The following is a 15,296-nucleotide window of genomic DNA, read 5'->3' on the forward strand; positions in this document are numbered from 1 at the left end:
AGATGACGCAATCCAACGATGCGTGGGCATCTGCAACACGATGATCGAGCAGCTCGATGACGCGCTCAAGAAGGCAAACCAACTGAGCAAAGTCTCGGGCTTCGGTGGGTTCGACTCTGCAGTCGAACTGCAAGGCAAGTACCAAGACAAGCTCAACGGCGGCACTGGATCGGGCTCGGTAGTCGAGAGGCTCCGACAATTCCGCGACACCGTAATGGTAGTGCGCGACACCTTCGCGGCCGGTGGTGATGCGTTTGCGGACACCGATAGCGCAATCCGGACTGCCCTTAGTTCGGTTCAAGGAGAGGTCAGCTGATGGCCCCGTCGGCTATTCGGATCACGGTCGCGCTGGCAGCTATCGCATTGGCCGGCTGCAGCAGTCAGGCTGAGACCGGGCAAACCGAACATACAGGTTCCGCGTCGACGACCACGCGAGTACCGAGACACATCGACAAATCCGACCGACCTCAAGTTTCATTTGACCCTTGCCTCGACGTTCCCGATGCCGCGCTTATCGAGGCGGGTTATGACCCGAAGAGCGAACAGAACGCCGACTTCACGCCCGACTCCTACACCTTCCTGGGCTGTAGCTACGACACACCGCAAAGGCGCTACGGCTTGAACGTCCTCTCGGGAAACATCACCTTCGATGAAGAACGAGAAAAGACAAAGTCCTACGCGACCACTACCGAGATCCACGGGCGGCGAGCGCTACTCGAGTGGGAACCCCAAAAAAGTGACGAATGCGCAGTTTCCGTGGAGACCCCCGACGGAGTCCTAATCGTCTCGCGTCTAATTCTCAAAGACACCCCAGGGCCCTCCCCACAGACGGAATGGTGCGCAGGACTCGAGGACACCGCCCGGATCATTGAGCCGTTTATCCCGAAGGGGGATTGACCGATGGCACCGCAGGACCCCCTCGCCCCCTTCTTCGATGCCGTGCTGCCCAATGGGGCCGGCGATCAGCACCGCAGCAAGCTGCAGAGGTCGGCGGAGCAGCTTGGATCGGATGCGATCGATCCGCCTTACATCACCACGATGGAGAGTTTCGAGGGCTGGCAACACTCGGAGATTTATGCGAAGACCCGGGATATGGATCCGAGCATCATCGGGGATCTCGCTCAGGCTTGCCATGCCATCGTCGGCTCACTACCCATCGGGTTCGGGTTTGCCCTGCTCAAGAACACGATTGCCGAAAAGTGGGAGGGCGCGGCCGCCGACGCGGCACTCGCGGCGACGGATACCCTAGCGGGTGCGAGTGACCAGTTGACCTCGGGCGTTCAAGCAATTGGCGTGAAGCTCGACATTCTCAGCAGTGCTGCGCAGGACGTGAAAAACAGCATCCCCGCACCGATGTCGGAGCAACCCCTCAGCCTTCTTCCCCTCACACCTACTGCCGCAGAGGCTCAGGAAGCAGCGCGGGATGCGGCGAGGGAAGAGGCCATTCGGAAGCTGCAGAACATCTACGTCCCGAATTACCAAGACGTGGGCACGAATGTGCCGGTCCTTCCTGCGCCACACTCACCCAACGGCAGGATCGATTCCGTCGATCCGAACTTCACTGTGCCGAACTCGGGCAGTCCCGGTTCCTGGGGCACAACCGACAGCAATACCTCCTCTGCGTCGGGCGAGGGCGATTCGTCGGCGAACGGGGAGAACCCGGCGGACATGGATTCCGCAGGGGATGATGCCGCGGCTACGTCCGCAGCGAATGCCGAAGCCGCTGCCAGTATGGGCGCCGGGGCTGGATCCGGCTCGGCCGCACAGACTGCCGCTGCGAATGCGCAGAATGCGGCCGGCGCGGGTTCGCAGTCGGGCACGGGCGCGGGCGCCGCGGGTTATGGCGGCGGACTCGTCGGAGGTTCGGGGTCCGGTGCCGGCGGATCGGGCGTGGGGGGTTCGGCGTCGAGCGCGCGCCGGAAGAATGACAAGCGCGAGTCCGAGTCCAACTCGAGCGGTGTGGTTCCGGGTGGCCCGATCCCGTCCGGTGGCGCCGCGGCCGGCGCAGGGGCGGCTGCCGCTGCTGCAGCGGCGACCCCGGTGAAACCGAGCATGAGTCGTCCCGGAATGGGTATGGCACCCGGGATGATGGGTGCACCCGGTCGAGCAGGCGGCAACGGCGATGGCGACACGGAGCATCAGACGCCGAGCTACCTCATCACCGTCGACAACGGCAACGAACTGATCGGCACACTCGACCCCGTCGCACCCCCGGTGATCGGCGCATGAACTGGCGGCTGACGTCAGCCCAGTTCATGTGCCTTTGGGAGGCAACCGATCTCGACCGGATGCCGTACCCGCTGCAATACCGGTCCGCGGCCGCGACGGAAGACCAGTACGCCCTCCAGCAACGCGAGTTGGAGCAGTGGCGGACCGCGCTCGACGAACCGAAACTGGTCGCCGCGATCCAGGCGCTCCGGGATCCGCACTTGTCCGTCACGGTGCTCGCCCCCTCCCCCGAACTCGAGTCGGGGCTTCGCCGGAGGGGCAGCATCCGTGGCAGGGTCGCTGTCGTCGCCGAACAGTTGCGCGGCGCACCGGGCCGCGGCGACATCCGGATCGACGCCGGCACCGCGGGCGTCGATTGGCTGACCACCCAACTCCTGAAAGACCTGCCCGGCTGCGCGCCCGGACGGACCCCGTCGCTGACCGCGCACCCCGACGACCTCGAGAACCGAAGCAGCGGTACTTCCGTCCTGCAGAACGCCCGAGCCTCCGACGGCACTCTTCTGCGAAGGATCGTGGGCCGGCCACGGACCGGAATCGGGTATATCTGCATCCGGGGTGCTCGCAACGGGCTCGACGAGCCCGTTCTGGGTGAACTGACCTGGATCGACGTCGAAGCGGACGGCCGGTACCTCTATCACCAGGACGACCGCGTTCACCTGCGGTCCGCGACAGTCCGGTTGGTTCGCGACGAGCTGTCGAAACGCGTGTCGGCGGCCCTCGCCAACCCTTCGCCGACCCGCGGCTGAGCGTTACCCTTGTCCCATGACCGATCGGGACAGGGACGGGACTGGGAAACCCCTCAACGCGCGCCCCCGCGATGAGCTCGGCCGACCCCTGCCGCACGACGCCGAGGGGGTGCCGCGTATCCCCGACGACCTCCGATTACCACCCGACGAGGCGATCACCGAGGCTCAGCGGCTACTCGACCACGGCATGCCGTTCCATGCCCACGAGATCCTCGAGGGCACGTGGAAGATCGCCCCCGAGGACGAGCGGGAACTGTGGCAGGGGCTCGCCCAGCTCGCGGTGGGTCTCACCCATCTGATGCGGGGCAACAAGACCGGTGCGCGGTCACTGCTGCGCCAAGGCCACGACCGGATCCGGCATTACGAGGTGGAGGCGCCGCACGGCCTCGACATCGCCGGCCTCCTGACGTGGTCGGAACACCTCACGGACGAGATCGATCGCGTCGACCCGCTGCCGGCGACGCCCGTACCCCGATTGAGAATCCCCTGATGACTCTGCTTCCCATGTTCCCGCTGGGCTCGACGATGCTGCCCGGTCAGCAGCTCCCCCTCCACGTGTTCGAACCCCGCTACCAGGAACTGGTCCGCGACTGCCTGGACGCACCGGACGGTCCCCGTTTCGGGGTCGTTCTCATTGCCCGCGGCAACGAGGTGGGCGGCGGCGATGTCCGCCACGACGTCGGTACCATCGCGCGGATCGAGTCGCACGCGTCGATCGGCGACGGGCGGTACGAGCTGTTCTGCCGCACGGAGGAACGGATCAAGGTGTCGAAGTGGTTGCCCGACAACCCGTATCCGATCGCCGAGGTGGATGTGTGGCCGGACGAGAACACCGGCACCCAGACAGCGGATTACGAATTCCCGTCCCTCATCGAGAGACTCGAATTCCTGTACGGCCTCCTCCGCCGTCTCGCGACGGAGACCGGCAACGTCCCGCCCGACGTTCCCGTCATCGGCGGTTTCCGCGGGTCGCTCGGCACGAGGCTCTACGAGATCGCCACCTACATTCCGATGGGGGACGCCGACCGCCTGCAGATCCTCGCTGCGGCCGGCGCGGACGAACGCCTGCGGGAGGTGTCCGAGGCGATCGAGAACGCCATCGAAATGGTCCAGTTCCGGCTGATGTGACCTAGCCCTCCCCGGGGTTGGTCAAGAGCACTCCGGGAAGGGTGTAGTGTTGTCAATGCAACGCGGGGTGGAGCAGCTCGGTAGCTCGCTGGGCTCATAACCCAGAGGTCGCAGGTTCAAATCCTGTCCCCGCTACCACTGGAAACGGCTCCGGAGATTCAATTCTCCGGAGCCGTTTTTCGTTGTTCCACATCCTCCAGGACTAGAACGTATTCTCGTACGTGAGGCCTCAGGAGGGACAGTGCAGCTCGCCGACGTCGATCTCTACAACCCGGACACCTTCGCGAAGGGCGTGCCCCACGAGATGTTCGCCGTATTGCGGCGGGAGGCCCCGGTCTACCGGCACCTCGACGAGCGCGGCGACCCGTTCTGGTGCGTCACCCGGCATGCCGACATCGTGACGGTGAACCGGGACGCCGAGACGTACTCGTCGTGGCGGGGTGCCACCTACATCGACGACCTGAGCTCGGACGACCTGGCGGGTCAGCAGCTGATGATGCTGAACATGGACCCACCGGACCACACGGTGCTGCGGAAGATCGTGAGCAAGGGTTTCACGCCCCGCCGCATCGGCCAGCTGCACGAGATTCTCGCGCGTCGGGCCACGACCATCGTCGACGCGGTGATCGAGCGCGGCGAGTGCGACTTCGTCGTCGATGTCGCCTCCGAACTCCCACTTCAGGCGATCGCCGATTTCCTGGGGGTGCCCCAGGAAGATCGCAAGCTGATCTTCGATCTAACTAATCAGATGATCGGCTCGTCCGACCCGGAATTCCATCTCGAGGAAGGGCAGGAACGGGCGGCGGCGGCCCAGATGTTCGCGTACAGCCTGGAGATGTTCGAGGACCGCAAGAAGCACCCGCGCGACGACATCGCGACAGCTCTCATCCAGGCCGATGTACACGGCGAGAAGCTGGGCGAACTGGATTTCAACATGTTCTTCATGCTCCTCGCGGTCGCGGGTAACGAGACCACCCGCAACGCCATCTCACACACCCAGCTGGCACTGATGGAGAATCCCGAGGAGCGCAGGAAGGTTCTCGAGGATCCGTCCAAGCTCGACGCTCTGATCGAGGAGGGGTTGCGCTGGGCCACACCCGTCATGCAGTTCCGCCGGACCGCGACCACGGACACCGTGCTGCACGACGTCGAGATCTCCGAGGGAGACCGCGTGGTCATCTGGCACATGTCGGGAAACCGCGACGAGGCCGTGTTCGACGACCCCTACACGTTCGACATCGACCGGCCCACCGGCCACTATTCCCAGCACATTGCGTTCGGCGGCGGTGGTCACCATTTCTGCCTCGGCGCCAACCTTGCTCGCGCGGAGATGAAGGTGATGCTGAGCGAGATTCTGCGTCGTATGCCCGATATGGAACAGACGGCACCGGCGCAGCGCCTGCGCTCCAACTTCATCAACGGGCTCAAGCACCTGCCGGTGTCGTTCACGCCCTCGTCCCTCTGAGCGGAGCGCCGCCTTTTCTGACAGCCTGGTCGGGTGAACAACGTCGACGCAGTGGTCATCGGATCCGSTCCCAACGGACTCGTCGCTGCCGCGACCCTGGCGGATGCGGGCTGGGACGTCGCGGTCGTGGAGGCGCAGCCGACGCCCGGCGGTGCGGTGAGGTCGGCGGAACTCGTCCCGGGCTTCACGTCGGACCTGTTCAGCGCGTTCTATCCCCTGTCCACCGTGTCGCCGGCGCTCCGCGGTCTCGATCTCGAGTCGCACGGTCTTCGGTGGAGTCACGCGCCCAGCGCGCTCGGGGCACGCCCGCTCGGCCGCCGACGAGGACGCGCCGGTGATCCATCCCGACCCCGCGGATACGGCCGCCGACCTCGAACGCCGTCAACCTGGTGACGGCGCCGCGTGGACGGCGCTCGTCGAGCAGTGGCACGACATCAAGGAACCGCTGCTGAGCACCCTGTTCAGCCCGTTCCCGCCCGTGCGTGGCCCGAGCCGACTGCTGCGACAGCTGGGGACCGCCGAGTCGTTGCGGCTGGCCCGATTCCTCCTCCTGCCCGCACGGCGGATGGCCCATGAACTGTTCCGCAGCGAGGCGGCACGACTTCTGTTGCTGGGTAACGCGATGCACGCCGACACCCCTCCGGACGCACCGGGCAGCGGTGTCATGGGTTACATCCTGACGATGCTCGCCCAGGACGGCGGTTACCCCGTTCCGGTGGGCGGCGCGGGCGAGTTGTCGGCCGCGATGGTGCGCCGGGCCGAGCACGCGGGTGCGCGCTTCTATTACGGCGACGCCGTGACCGGCATCGACGTCCGGTCGGGTCGCGCCGTGGGGGTGCGGACGGCGTCGGGTGGCCGTTACACGGCACGTCGGGCGGTGATCGCCGACGTCTCTGCGCCCGCGCTGTACGGGTCGCTGCTTCCCGACCACGCCGTCCCCGCCCGCGTGCGGGCCGACCTCGCGCACTTCGAGTGGGACACGCCGGTCCTGAAGGTCAATTACGCCTTGTCGCAGAAGATTCCGTGGCGTTCGCCCAGCCTGCGCGGTGCGGGCACCGTCCACCTGGGCGCCGACGACAACGGACTCGTCCACTGGATGGCCGACCTGACCACCGGCACCGTCCCGTCCAGCCCGTTCCTGCTGTTCGGGCAGATGACGACCGCGGATCCCACCAGGTCGGCGGAGGGCACCGAAAGCGCCTGGGCGTACACGCATCTACCGCGCGACATCACCGACGACGCGTCCGCCGATCTGCTGGCCGCGCGAGTCGACGAGGTCCTCGAGGCGCACGCACCGGGTTTCTCGGAGCGGGTCGTCGGACGGGTCGTCCAGCGCCCGTCGGATCTCGAGGCGGCCGACGCGAATCTCGTGGGCGGTGCCGTCAACGGCGGGACGGCGCAACTCCATCAGCAGCTGATCTTCCGCCCGGGGCCGGGCACGTCCCGTTCGGAGACGCCGGTTCAGGGCCTGTACCTGGGAAGCGCCTCCGCGCACCCGGGTGGCGGCGTACACGGGGTGTCGGGCCTGAACGCCGCCCGCGCCGCGCTGGGCGAGGGCGGACCGCGCGGGTGGCTGCGGCGGCGCACGTCGCGCGCCGTGATCGACCTGTTGTCGAAGGGACCGATACCCTAATTTGTCCCGTGCCGGGGTACCACACCGTGCAATGATCTGAGTCGTCGAATTCGGACCACGAAGGGGCATCATGCAGCATCGAGAATCATCCTTCGCCGGCGTCGGCGGAATTCCCATCGTCTACGACGTGTGGCTCCCCGAGCGGCGCCCGCGCGGCGTGCTGGTTCTGTGCCACGGCTTCGGGGAGCATGCCCGGCGCTACGACCATGTGATCGAACGGCTCGGGGAACTCGACCTCGCGATCTACGCGCCCGACCACCGTGGGCACGGGCGGTCGGGCGGCAAACGGGTCCATCTCAAGGACTGGAGCGAGTTCACCGACGACCTGCACCAGTTGTTCGGCATCGCGTCGACGGACTGGCCCGGCACCGACCGGTTCCTCATCGGGCACAGCATGGGCGGTTCCATCGCGCTGACCTACGCACTCGACCACCAGCAGGACCTGAAGGCACTCATGCTGTCCGGGCCTGCGGTCGACGTGACGAGCGGCACGCCGCGCATCGTGGTCGAGATCGGCAAGCTGGTGGGTCGCTTCCTTCCCGGAGTGCCCGTCGAGTCGCTCGACGCGAAACTGGTCTCCCGCGATCCTGCGGTCGTGTCGGCTTACGAGGACGATCCCCTCGTCCACCACGGGAAGGTGCCTGCCGGGATTGCGCGCGGAATGATCCTCGCCGCCGAACGGTTGCCGGAACGTCTGCCGTCGCTGACGATTCCCCTGCTTCTCCAGCACGGCCAGGACGACGGACTCGCGAGTGTGCACGGCACGGAACTGATCGCGGAGTACGTCGGTTCGGAGGATCTCACGGTGGAAATCTACGAAAACCTGTTCCACGAGGTGTTCAACGAACCGGAGAACGAGGAGGTACTCGACGACCTCGTCGAGTGGTTGCGGCCGCGCGTACAGGCCTGACTTCGTCGGGGGTGTTCTGCACCCCCGGACGATGGATGCCAGGATGGGCTGATGAAACGTCACGTCAGCGCCACTCTCGACATCGAGGTCACCGACGCCACCAGTCTCGAATTCAAGATCGCGGTGGCCCGGACGCCCGGTTCGGAGTTGTCGGAATCGTTGACGTTCGCCCTCGACGGTAACCGTGTCGAGGCACGAGAGATGGTGGCGGAGCACGGTACTCGCGTCCACCTCCTGGACAGCGCACCCGGCTCGCTGCACGTCGAGTACTCGGCTTCCGTTCTGGGTAAGGCCGATTCGCCTCCGGTCACCGACTACGACCTGTCGAAGTATCTGCGCCCGAGCCGATATGCGGAGGCGGACAAGTTCTTCGGCTTCACCGGCGGCGAATTCAATCTGTCCAAGCCGCACTCGGAACTGCTGCAGGACATCACCACCTGGGTGGGATCGCGACTGCTGTACCAGGCGGGTTCGAGCAGATCCACCGACAGCGCCGTCGACACGATGCTGTCCGGGGCGGGCGTGTGCCGTGACTTCGCCCACCTCACGGTAGCGCTTCTGCGGGCCGTCACCATTCCGGCGCGGCTGGTGGCCGTGTACGCGCCGGGGTGCGATCCGATGGACTTCCATGCTGTCGTCGAGGCGTTCGTCGATGACGAATGGCGTGTGGTCGACGCGACCCGACTGGCGCCGCGTTCGGCACTCCTGCGGATCGCGACGGGTCGCGACGCCGCGGACACGGCATTCCTGGACAATCACGGCGGGGCGATCACGCTCGAAAACACCGTGGTGACTGCCGTCGTCGACGGCGAGTTCCCGTATGACGACTATGCGACACCCACCTCACTGACCTGACGGGTCAGGTTGCGTCCGAGAGCCTTTCGGTGAGCACGCCCACCTGAATCTTCTTGGCGTCGGCGTGCACCTCACGGCCGGCGTCGGTGACGTCGACGAACACACCTCGCCGGTCCGCCTCGCACAGCGCCCTCGCGACCAGGCCCGCCTTTTCCAGCCGGGCCACGCTCCGGGACAGGGCGCTGGGGCTGAGGTACATCTCGGCCGCGAGGTCCTGCATCCGGGGCCGCTCGCAGGTGGCGTCCATGAGTCGGTCGAGCGTCTCGAAATCGCTCATGCTCAGACCGTGGGCGTGTTGCATCTCACGATCCAACTCGCAGGCGATGGAGTTGTATCTGCTCGCGAGCAGCCGCCACGTGCCGCGCAGGTCTGCTTCAGAGCTCATGCTCCGCACCTTAGCGCGCGTCCGCAAAAGGTGCAAGCGAATTAAATGCAAACGAAATTAGTGCTTGCGCACTGATTGCACATGCATCTACATTCTCCCTGTGACTATCAGCGACGCCACCCCGGACCTCGCCATCTCGTCGGGCGCCACCGCCACCCCGTCGACCGACCAGGCCTGGACACCCCGCCTCTGGGGCGTCCTGGCCGTGCTGTGCCTCGTCATGTTCCTCGACGGTCTCGACGTCTCGATGGTGGGTGTTGCGTTGCCCTCCATCGGAACCGAGTTGGGGCTGTCCACCACCTCACTCCAATGGATCATCAACGGATACGTACTCGGATTCGGTGGTCTGCTGCTGCTGGGCGGACGCACTGCCGACCTCCTCGGCCGCCGCCGCGTCTTCCTGATCGCACTCACCGTGTTCGCAATCGCGTCCCTGGTCGGCGGACTCGTCGACAACGGCACGCTACTCATCGCGAGCCGCTTCGTGAAGGGTCTCGCCGCGGCGTTCACCGCACCGACCGCGATGTCCATCCTCACCACCACGTTCAAGGAGGGGCCCGCCCGCAACCGGGCGCTGTCGATCTTCTCCGTCTTCGGAGCCAGCGGCTACTCGTCCGGCCTGATCCTGGGCGGACTGCTGACCAGCGCCGGGTGGCGCTGGACCTTCCTGATGCCGGTGCCGTTCGCGGTCCTCGCCCTGGTCGCGGGCGCCGTCCTGATCCCCCGCGACCGCGCCGCCGACAACGGCGGACACGACATCGTGGGCGCCGCCACGCTGGTGTCGGGAATGCTGCTCGCCGTCTACACCGTCGTGTCGGCACCGGCCCGCGGCTGGGCCGATCCGCTCACGCTGGGCTCGTTCGCTCTGGCCGCAGCCCTGCTGGCGTCGTTCTTCGTCGTGGAGAACCGGGTGGCGCACCCGCTGGTGCGTCTGAGCATCCTCCGGGTCGGCTCGATCGTGCGGGCGAACCTCAGCATCATCGCGCTGTTCGGCTCCTACCTGAGCTTCCAGTTCATGATGACCATCTTCCTGCAGTCGGTGCTCGGATGGTCGCCGCTGGAGATGGCGCTGGGTCTCCTGCCCGCCGGCATCATCGTGGCCTTCGGGTCGCCGTTCGTCGGACGCCTGATCGACGCGTTCGGCACGGCACGCATGATCATCGCGGCACTGACCTCGTTGAGCCTCGGCTACCTGTGGTTCCTCTTCGCAGGGAGCGACCAGCCCCACTACGCGGTCGCGATCCTGCCGAGCGTGCTGCTGCTGGGCGTCGGTTTCGCACTGGGCTTCACGTCGATCATGGCCCAGGCCACGTCGGGCGTCGACGACTCCGAGCAGGGGTTGGCGTCAGGCCTCGTGCAGACGTCCGCGCAGGTCGGTGCCGCGCTCGTGCTGGCACTCACCACCGCACTCGTCACCGCCGGCTCGCACACGGCCGCCGGGATCAGTGGCGCCGGGTTCCACCAGTTCCACTCCGGCCTCGTGCTCGTCACGGGAGTCGCACTGCTGGGACTGCTGATCACGGTGTCACCGCTGCTGCGCAGGGTGCTCAACCCCGCGTGAGACCCGAACGGCAGAACGGGTGGGCACAGGCCCACCCGTTCTGCCGTTCACATCGTTCAGGCCGAGTGCCGCTTCGACTCCGTGAGCGCGCGGGACGCGAAGTCGACGGTGAGTCCGATGATCGTGCGACTCTCCCGCAGCACCTTGCCGATCACAGGGAACGCGTGGATCTGCCCACTCCAGATGTGGGTCTCGATCTGCCGCCCCTCCCGATCGAACCGGTCCGTGATGATCTCCACGTCGGGCCGCATGATCTCGTATTCGGCGGCGGTGAGGAAAACAGGCGGGAACAGTGCCGGGTCCGCGTTCACCGGGGACTGGGCGCCCGGAATCTGATCGGGCCCGGCCAGCCAGCGATCCTTCAGCTTGGCCACCTGCGACATCGGCAGGTAGGCGTCACGTTTCATGAAATCGGGGTCGTGATCCTCGAGGTCGAGGTTGAGCAGCGGGGAGTACCCGATGACGGCCGCCGGGCGGGTGAGGCCCCGCAACGCGGCAACTTCCGCGACCTTCATCGCGAGATATCCACCCGCCGAGTCCCCCGCGACGATCACCCTGCTGGGGTCGTCGCAGACCTTCAGCACCTCGGTGTACGCGGTCATGGCGTCCACCAGCGACGCCCCGATCGCACCCTTGGGAAGCTGCCGGTATTCGACCGAGACGACGGGCGCACCCGAACGTGCGGCGAGCAGTCCGCACAGTGCCCGGTGGGTGGCGAGCCCGCAGAACACGAATCCGCCGCCGTGGAAGTAGAGGATGGTGGCGCCGTCCATCGACGTGACCGTGGGTCGCGGATGGGTGATCTTCTCGCACGGCACCCCGCCGAGCGAGATCGCCTCGATGTCGAGGCCCTTCGGCTTGGGAAGCCGGTCGATCAGCTCGTCGAGGGTCGCCAGCAATTCGATGCCGCGGTCCGTCGTCGGCCATATCGTGAACAGCGGTTTGACGAAAGCCCTGGCAAACCAGAACGTCATGCGCGCCCGGCGACTGACATCCCAGTGCCACACGATCGATTCACGCGTTCGCATACTGCCCTCCGTTGTATCGGACGCTTGTCCAGCCAAGTGGACACCCTAGGGCGATCCGGAGAGAAACGCACGCGAAACTTCTCACGTCCGCTCTCCGAGACCTCCCGCCACGGTAAGTCGAAGTCGCCCGTTGCCGAGCGACTTCGACCGATTTCCGTCCGATTGCGGGAGGTTCACCGAGCCAGTCGCTCCTCCAGCCGAGCGATGATCTCGGTCGCAACCTGGGTGGGCGATCCGCCCACGTCCACCACGATCGCGTCCTCGTCCGGCTCGATCGGTTCGAGCGTCGAGATCTGCGTGTCCAGCAACGACGGGGGCATGAAGTGGTCGAGCCGGGCGGTCAGCCGTTCCCCGATCTGCGCCCGCGACCCGGCGAGATGCACGAAGACGACGTTGTCGCCCCGCAACACGTCGCGGTAGCTGCGCTTCAGCGCCGAGCAGGTGATGACCCCGGGAAGACCGTTCTCGGTGTGTTCTCGAATCCACCCCGCGACGACATCGAGCCACGGCCAGCGGTCCTCGTCGGTCAACGGCTGCCCCGACGCCATCTTCGCGACATTCGCGGGTGGGTGCAGGGCGTCTCCCTCCTGGAGGTCCCAGCCCATGGCGCCGGCGATGATTCCCGCGACCGTCGACTTCCCGGACCCAGACACCCCCATCAGCACCAGGACCGGATCTACCGTCTGCGGCGTGCGTCCTGCAGGTTCGCGCGTACTCACGTGCATCTCACCAACCTCACTCGACATTTCTCAGCCCCCTTTAGATGAATACGCTCAGTGCGAGGACCCCGGCGAGACCGGTGACGGAGATGATGCATTCCATCACCGTCCACGTCTTCAGGTTCTGTACCACCGTGACGCCGAGGTATTCCTTCACCAACCAGAATCCCGCGTCGTTGACGTGCGACAGGAACAGCGAGCCGGAGCCGATCGCCAGCACCATCAGCGAGACGTGCGTGGAGGTCAGTTCGGCGGCGACGGGTGCGAGGATGCCGGAAGCGGTGACGGTCGCGACGGTGGCTGATCCGGTGGCGACGCGGATGAGCACGGCCACGAGCCAGGCGAGGAACAGCACGGGAAGGGCGCTGTCCTTGATCGCGTCGGCGATCACGTCGGCGATGCCGGTGTCGATCAGGACCTGCTTGAATCCGCCGCCGGCGCCGACGATGAGGAGGATTCCGGCGATCGGGGGCAGTGAACTCTCCAGCGAGACGGCGATGGCCTTGCGGTCCATGCCGCCACCGCGGCCGAGAAGCGCCATCCCGGCGAGCACCGCGAGCCCGAGGGCCACGACCGGCGTTCCGAGGAAGTCGAGCAGCGCCTTCGCGGGCGACTCCGAGTCGGCGGCGATGACGTCGGCGACCGCCTTGCCCAGCATCAGGACGACAGGCAACAGGATGGCGGACAGTGTTGCGGCGAAGCTGGGCCGGCGACGCTCGGCGGCGGCTTCGGCGCCTTCCCGGTCCTCGACGGTCACGTAGAGCTCGGGGACGGGGACGTCCACCCAGCGTGCCGCCAGCTTGCTGAACAGCGGCCCGGCGATGACGACGGTGGGAATCGCGACGAGGACGCCGAGGGCGAGGGTGAGTCCGAGATTGGCGTTCAGGGCCGCCACCGCGACCAGGGGCCCGGGGTGCGGCGGAACGAGACCGTGCATGGCCGACAGACCTGCCAGCGTGGGAATCGCGATCCGCATCAACGACAACCCCGAACGCCGCGCGACCAGGATGATGACGGGCATCAGCAGCACGAGGCCGATCTCGAAGAACATCGGCAGGCCGATCACGGCGCCGACCAGCGCCATCATCCACGGCAGCGTCCGCGGGCCTGCCCGTCCGACGAGGGTGTCGACGACGCGGTCGGCACCACCGGAATCGGCGAGCAACTTGCCGAACATGGCACCGAATCCGATCAGGATTCCGACGCTGCCCATCGTGGCCCCGAAGCCCTCGACGAACGCCTTCACCGAGTCTTGCCCGCCCAGACCTGCGGCGATACCGACGCCGACGGCGCCGATCGACAGCGCGAGGAACGGGTGGAGTTTGAGCCAGGTGATCAGCGCGATGATGACGGCGACGCCGACGACGGCAGCCGTGATCAGCCGCGCGTCGTGACCGGCACTGTCGGCCGCTGCGAGTAGTGACGCGGTACTCATTCTGTTGCTCCAGGGAGATCGGTGATGGAATTACCCTTATTCGTGACTCACGTCACTGTGCCCCATAAACCATATGATTTCAAGCCCCGGACTTATTAAGTACTACTTAGAGGTTGGATGTCGTGCCAACGTGTGTTCAATGGAGGCAACCGTGGGAACATCGGCGGATGACCAACGCAGACGGCGGCGAGTACCGGCAATTGCACGAAACGGTGCTCGATCGGCTGGGTAGCGACATCGTGGCCGGCGTCGTGGCACCCGGCACCCGGATCTCCGCCGACGACGTGGTCACCCAGTACTCCGTCTCCCGAACCGTCGTCCGCGAGGTGGTCCGGGTTCTTGAATCCCTCGGACTGCTGGCCGTGCGACGTCGCGTCGGGATCACCGTCCTGGGCGAGGAGCACTGGAATTCACTGGATCCGAGCGTGATTCGGTGGAAGCTGGCCGGCCCGCAGCGGTTCGAACAGCTGTCGAGCCTGAGCGAGCTACGGTCGGGCATCGAACCGCTCGCCGCGCGTCTCGCGGCGACACGCGCGACACCCGAACAGTGCGGGGCGCTGACGGCCGCCGTCATCGGAATGTCGTCGACGTCCCGCGCCGCGGACACGGACGCCTACCTGGCCCACGACTCCGATTTTCACCGCACGCTGCTGACCGCGTCGGGGAATCCCCTGTTGCGCGCGATGTCGCAGATCGTCGTGGAAGTGCTCGAGGGCCGCACCCGGCACTCACTGATGCCGCACGTCGCCGAGACGGAAGCAATCCGCCTCCACGGCGTCGTGGCGTCGTCCATTCAGATGGGCGACGCCGACGCGGCGGAGGCGGCCATGCGCGCGATCGTGAGCGAATCCGCGACGGCAGTCGAGCAGATGAAGGACGAAGAAGACACCCACGAGTGAGCTACTCGCGGGTGCCTTCTTCGCAGCGCGGTAAGTCCTACGCGACCGAATCCGAATGCATGGCTTCGAGTTCCACGCCCTTCGTCTCCTTGACCCAGCGCAACACGAAGACGAGGGACAGCACCGCGCACACGGCGTAGAAGCCGTACGAGATTCCCAGCGAGAAGTCCTTCATGGACGGGAACGTCACGGTGATCAGCCAGTTCGCCGCCCACTGGGCGCCCGCGGCGAGCGACAGGGCGGCGGCCCGGATGCGGTTGGGGAACRCCTCGCCGAGCAAGACCCACACCACGGGGCCCCACG

At 66.3% G+C, this 15,296-nt stretch carries 16 protein-coding genes, 1 tRNA gene and 1 pseudogene; 13 read left to right on the forward strand and 5 right to left on the reverse strand.

Annotated elements, in window-relative coordinates; translation table 11 throughout:
- The 11 genes and pseudogenes from AC1D1G_RS29610 to AC1D1G_RS29660 all read left to right on the forward strand — a co-directional run.
- A partial coding sequence (locus tag AC1D1G_RS29610; RefSeq protein WP_477954852.1) for a hypothetical protein occupies positions 1–316 on the forward strand: 316 nt, incomplete at its 5' end.
- Complete coding sequence (locus AC1D1G_RS29615; RefSeq protein ID WP_283353744.1) at positions 316–897, forward strand: DUF3558 domain-containing protein; 582 nt, start codon at positions 316–318, stop codon at positions 895–897. The genes AC1D1G_RS29610 and AC1D1G_RS29615, both read left to right, overlap by 1 nt.
- Before the next feature lie 3 nt (positions 898–900).
- The gene (locus AC1D1G_RS29620) at positions 901–2,229 is read left to right on the forward strand and encodes a hypothetical protein (RefSeq protein WP_283353743.1); all 1,329 of its coding nucleotides are present in this window, start codon (positions 901–903) and stop codon (positions 2,227–2,229) included.
- On the forward strand, positions 2,226–2,975 hold the full coding sequence (locus tag AC1D1G_RS29625; RefSeq protein WP_283353742.1) for an ESX secretion-associated protein EspG: 750 nt from the start codon (positions 2,226–2,228) through the stop codon (positions 2,973–2,975). Before AC1D1G_RS29620 ends, AC1D1G_RS29625 begins: the two co-directional genes overlap by 4 nt.
- Positions 2,976–2,991: 16 nt before the next feature.
- Positions 2,992–3,465 (forward strand): DUF309 domain-containing protein, encoded by a 474-nt coding sequence (locus AC1D1G_RS29630; RefSeq protein WP_007297214.1) that lies wholly within the window; start codon positions 2,992–2,994, stop codon positions 3,463–3,465.
- Positions 3,465–4,103 carry an LON peptidase substrate-binding domain-containing protein gene (locus tag AC1D1G_RS29635; protein ID WP_037230959.1) on the forward strand — a complete coding sequence of 213 codons (639 nt, stop codon included), beginning with the start codon at positions 3,465–3,467 and terminating at the stop codon, positions 4,101–4,103. The genes AC1D1G_RS29630 and AC1D1G_RS29635 overlap by 1 nt, the downstream gene beginning before the upstream one ends.
- A gap of 61 nt (positions 4,104–4,164) precedes the next feature.
- Positions 4,165–4,241, forward strand: a tRNA-Met gene (locus AC1D1G_RS29640).
- A gap of 103 nt (positions 4,242–4,344) precedes the next feature.
- A complete protein-coding gene (locus AC1D1G_RS29645; protein ID WP_283353741.1) occupies positions 4,345–5,568 on the forward strand; it encodes a cytochrome P450 in 1,224 nt (407 codons plus the stop codon).
- 33 nt (positions 5,569–5,601) lie between these two features.
- Positions 5,602–7,201: pseudogene (locus AC1D1G_RS29650) on the forward strand (phytoene desaturase family protein).
- Positions 7,202–7,271: 70 nt separating this feature from the next.
- Complete coding sequence (locus AC1D1G_RS29655; RefSeq protein WP_283353739.1) at positions 7,272–8,111, forward strand: alpha/beta hydrolase; 840 nt, start codon at positions 7,272–7,274, stop codon at positions 8,109–8,111.
- A 51-nt stretch (positions 8,112–8,162) separates the two neighbouring features.
- Positions 8,163–8,966 carry a transglutaminase-like domain-containing protein gene (locus tag AC1D1G_RS29660; protein WP_283353738.1) on the forward strand — a complete coding sequence of 268 codons (804 nt, stop codon included), beginning with the start codon at positions 8,163–8,165 and terminating at the stop codon, positions 8,964–8,966.
- Positions 8,967–8,970: 4 nt separating this feature from the next.
- Here the strand turns inward: AC1D1G_RS29660 and AC1D1G_RS29665 are convergent, their stop codons facing one another.
- Positions 8,971–9,351: a MarR family winged helix-turn-helix transcriptional regulator gene (locus tag AC1D1G_RS29665; protein ID WP_009475022.1), complete on the reverse strand. Its 381-nt coding sequence runs from the start codon at positions 9,349–9,351 to the stop codon at positions 8,971–8,973.
- A gap of 64 nt (positions 9,352–9,415) precedes the next feature.
- On the opposite strand from AC1D1G_RS29665, the gene AC1D1G_RS29670 reads away from it, so the two are divergent.
- Entirely contained in the window at positions 9,416–10,912 is a 1,497-nt protein-coding gene (locus AC1D1G_RS29670) for an MFS transporter (RefSeq protein ID WP_283353737.1), read from the forward strand.
- Positions 10,913–10,968: 56 nt separating this feature from the next.
- Here AC1D1G_RS29670 and AC1D1G_RS29675 read toward each other — a convergent pair whose 3' ends face one another.
- The 3 genes from AC1D1G_RS29675 to AC1D1G_RS29685 all read right to left on the reverse strand — a co-directional run bounded on the left by AC1D1G_RS29675 (position 10,969) and on the right by AC1D1G_RS29685 (position 14,094).
- Positions 10,969–11,940 carry an alpha/beta hydrolase gene (locus tag AC1D1G_RS29675; RefSeq protein ID WP_061041955.1) on the reverse strand — a complete coding sequence of 324 codons (972 nt, stop codon included), beginning with the start codon at positions 11,938–11,940 and terminating at the stop codon, positions 10,969–10,971.
- Positions 11,941–12,113: 173 nt separating this feature from the next.
- A complete protein-coding gene (locus AC1D1G_RS29680; protein WP_105415478.1) occupies positions 12,114–12,665 on the reverse strand; it encodes a gluconokinase in 552 nt (183 codons plus the stop codon).
- A gap of 34 nt (positions 12,666–12,699) precedes the next feature.
- The gene (locus tag AC1D1G_RS29685; protein WP_283353736.1) at positions 12,700–14,094 is read right to left on the reverse strand and encodes a GntP family permease; all 1,395 of its coding nucleotides are present in this window, start codon (positions 14,092–14,094) and stop codon (positions 12,700–12,702) included.
- A gap of 167 nt (positions 14,095–14,261) precedes the next feature.
- Between AC1D1G_RS29685 and AC1D1G_RS29690 the strand changes: the two genes are divergently transcribed.
- Entirely contained in the window at positions 14,262–14,993 is a 732-nt protein-coding gene (locus AC1D1G_RS29690; RefSeq protein WP_005251406.1) for a FadR/GntR family transcriptional regulator, read from the forward strand.
- A gap of 37 nt (positions 14,994–15,030) precedes the next feature.
- Here the strand turns inward: AC1D1G_RS29690 and AC1D1G_RS29695 are convergent.
- A partial coding sequence (locus tag AC1D1G_RS29695; protein WP_477954856.1) for an MFS transporter occupies positions 15,031–15,296 on the reverse strand: 266 nt, incomplete at its 5' end.

It is taken from the genome of Rhodococcus sp. P3_B8, assembly GCF_056402775.1.

Bases quoted from the DNA above. Each gene is read 5' to 3' on its own strand.
- AC1D1G_RS29665 (WP_009475022.1), bottom strand. From the start codon at position 9,351: ATGAGCTCTGAAGCAGACCTGCGCGGCACGTGGCGGCTGCTCGCGAGC.
- AC1D1G_RS29625 (WP_283353742.1), top strand. From the start codon at position 2,226: ATGAACTGGCGGCTGACGTCAGCCCAGTTCATGTGCCTTTGGGAGGCA.
- AC1D1G_RS29675 (WP_061041955.1), bottom strand. From the start codon at position 11,940: ATGCGAACGCGTGAATCGATCGTGTGGCACTGGGATGTCAGTCGCCGG.
- AC1D1G_RS29630 (WP_007297214.1), top strand. From the start codon at position 2,992: ATGACCGATCGGGACAGGGACGGGACTGGGAAACCCCTCAACGCGCGC.
- AC1D1G_RS29615 (WP_283353744.1), top strand. From the start codon at position 316: ATGGCCCCGTCGGCTATTCGGATCACGGTCGCGCTGGCAGCTATCGCA.
- AC1D1G_RS29660 (WP_283353738.1), top strand. From the start codon at position 8,163: ATGAAACGTCACGTCAGCGCCACTCTCGACATCGAGGTCACCGACGCC.
- AC1D1G_RS29690 (WP_005251406.1), top strand. From the start codon at position 14,262: ATGACCAACGCAGACGGCGGCGAGTACCGGCAATTGCACGAAACGGTG.
- AC1D1G_RS29620 (WP_283353743.1), top strand. From the start codon at position 901: ATGGCACCGCAGGACCCCCTCGCCCCCTTCTTCGATGCCGTGCTGCCC.
- AC1D1G_RS29635 (WP_037230959.1), top strand. From the start codon at position 3,465: ATGACTCTGCTTCCCATGTTCCCGCTGGGCTCGACGATGCTGCCCGGT.
- AC1D1G_RS29655 (WP_283353739.1), top strand. From the start codon at position 7,272: ATGCAGCATCGAGAATCATCCTTCGCCGGCGTCGGCGGAATTCCCATC.
- AC1D1G_RS29685 (WP_283353736.1), bottom strand. From the start codon at position 14,094: ATGAGTACCGCGTCACTACTCGCAGCGGCCGACAGTGCCGGTCACGAC.
- AC1D1G_RS29680 (WP_105415478.1), bottom strand. From the start codon at position 12,665: ATGCACGTGAGTACGCGCGAACCTGCAGGACGCACGCCGCAGACGGTA.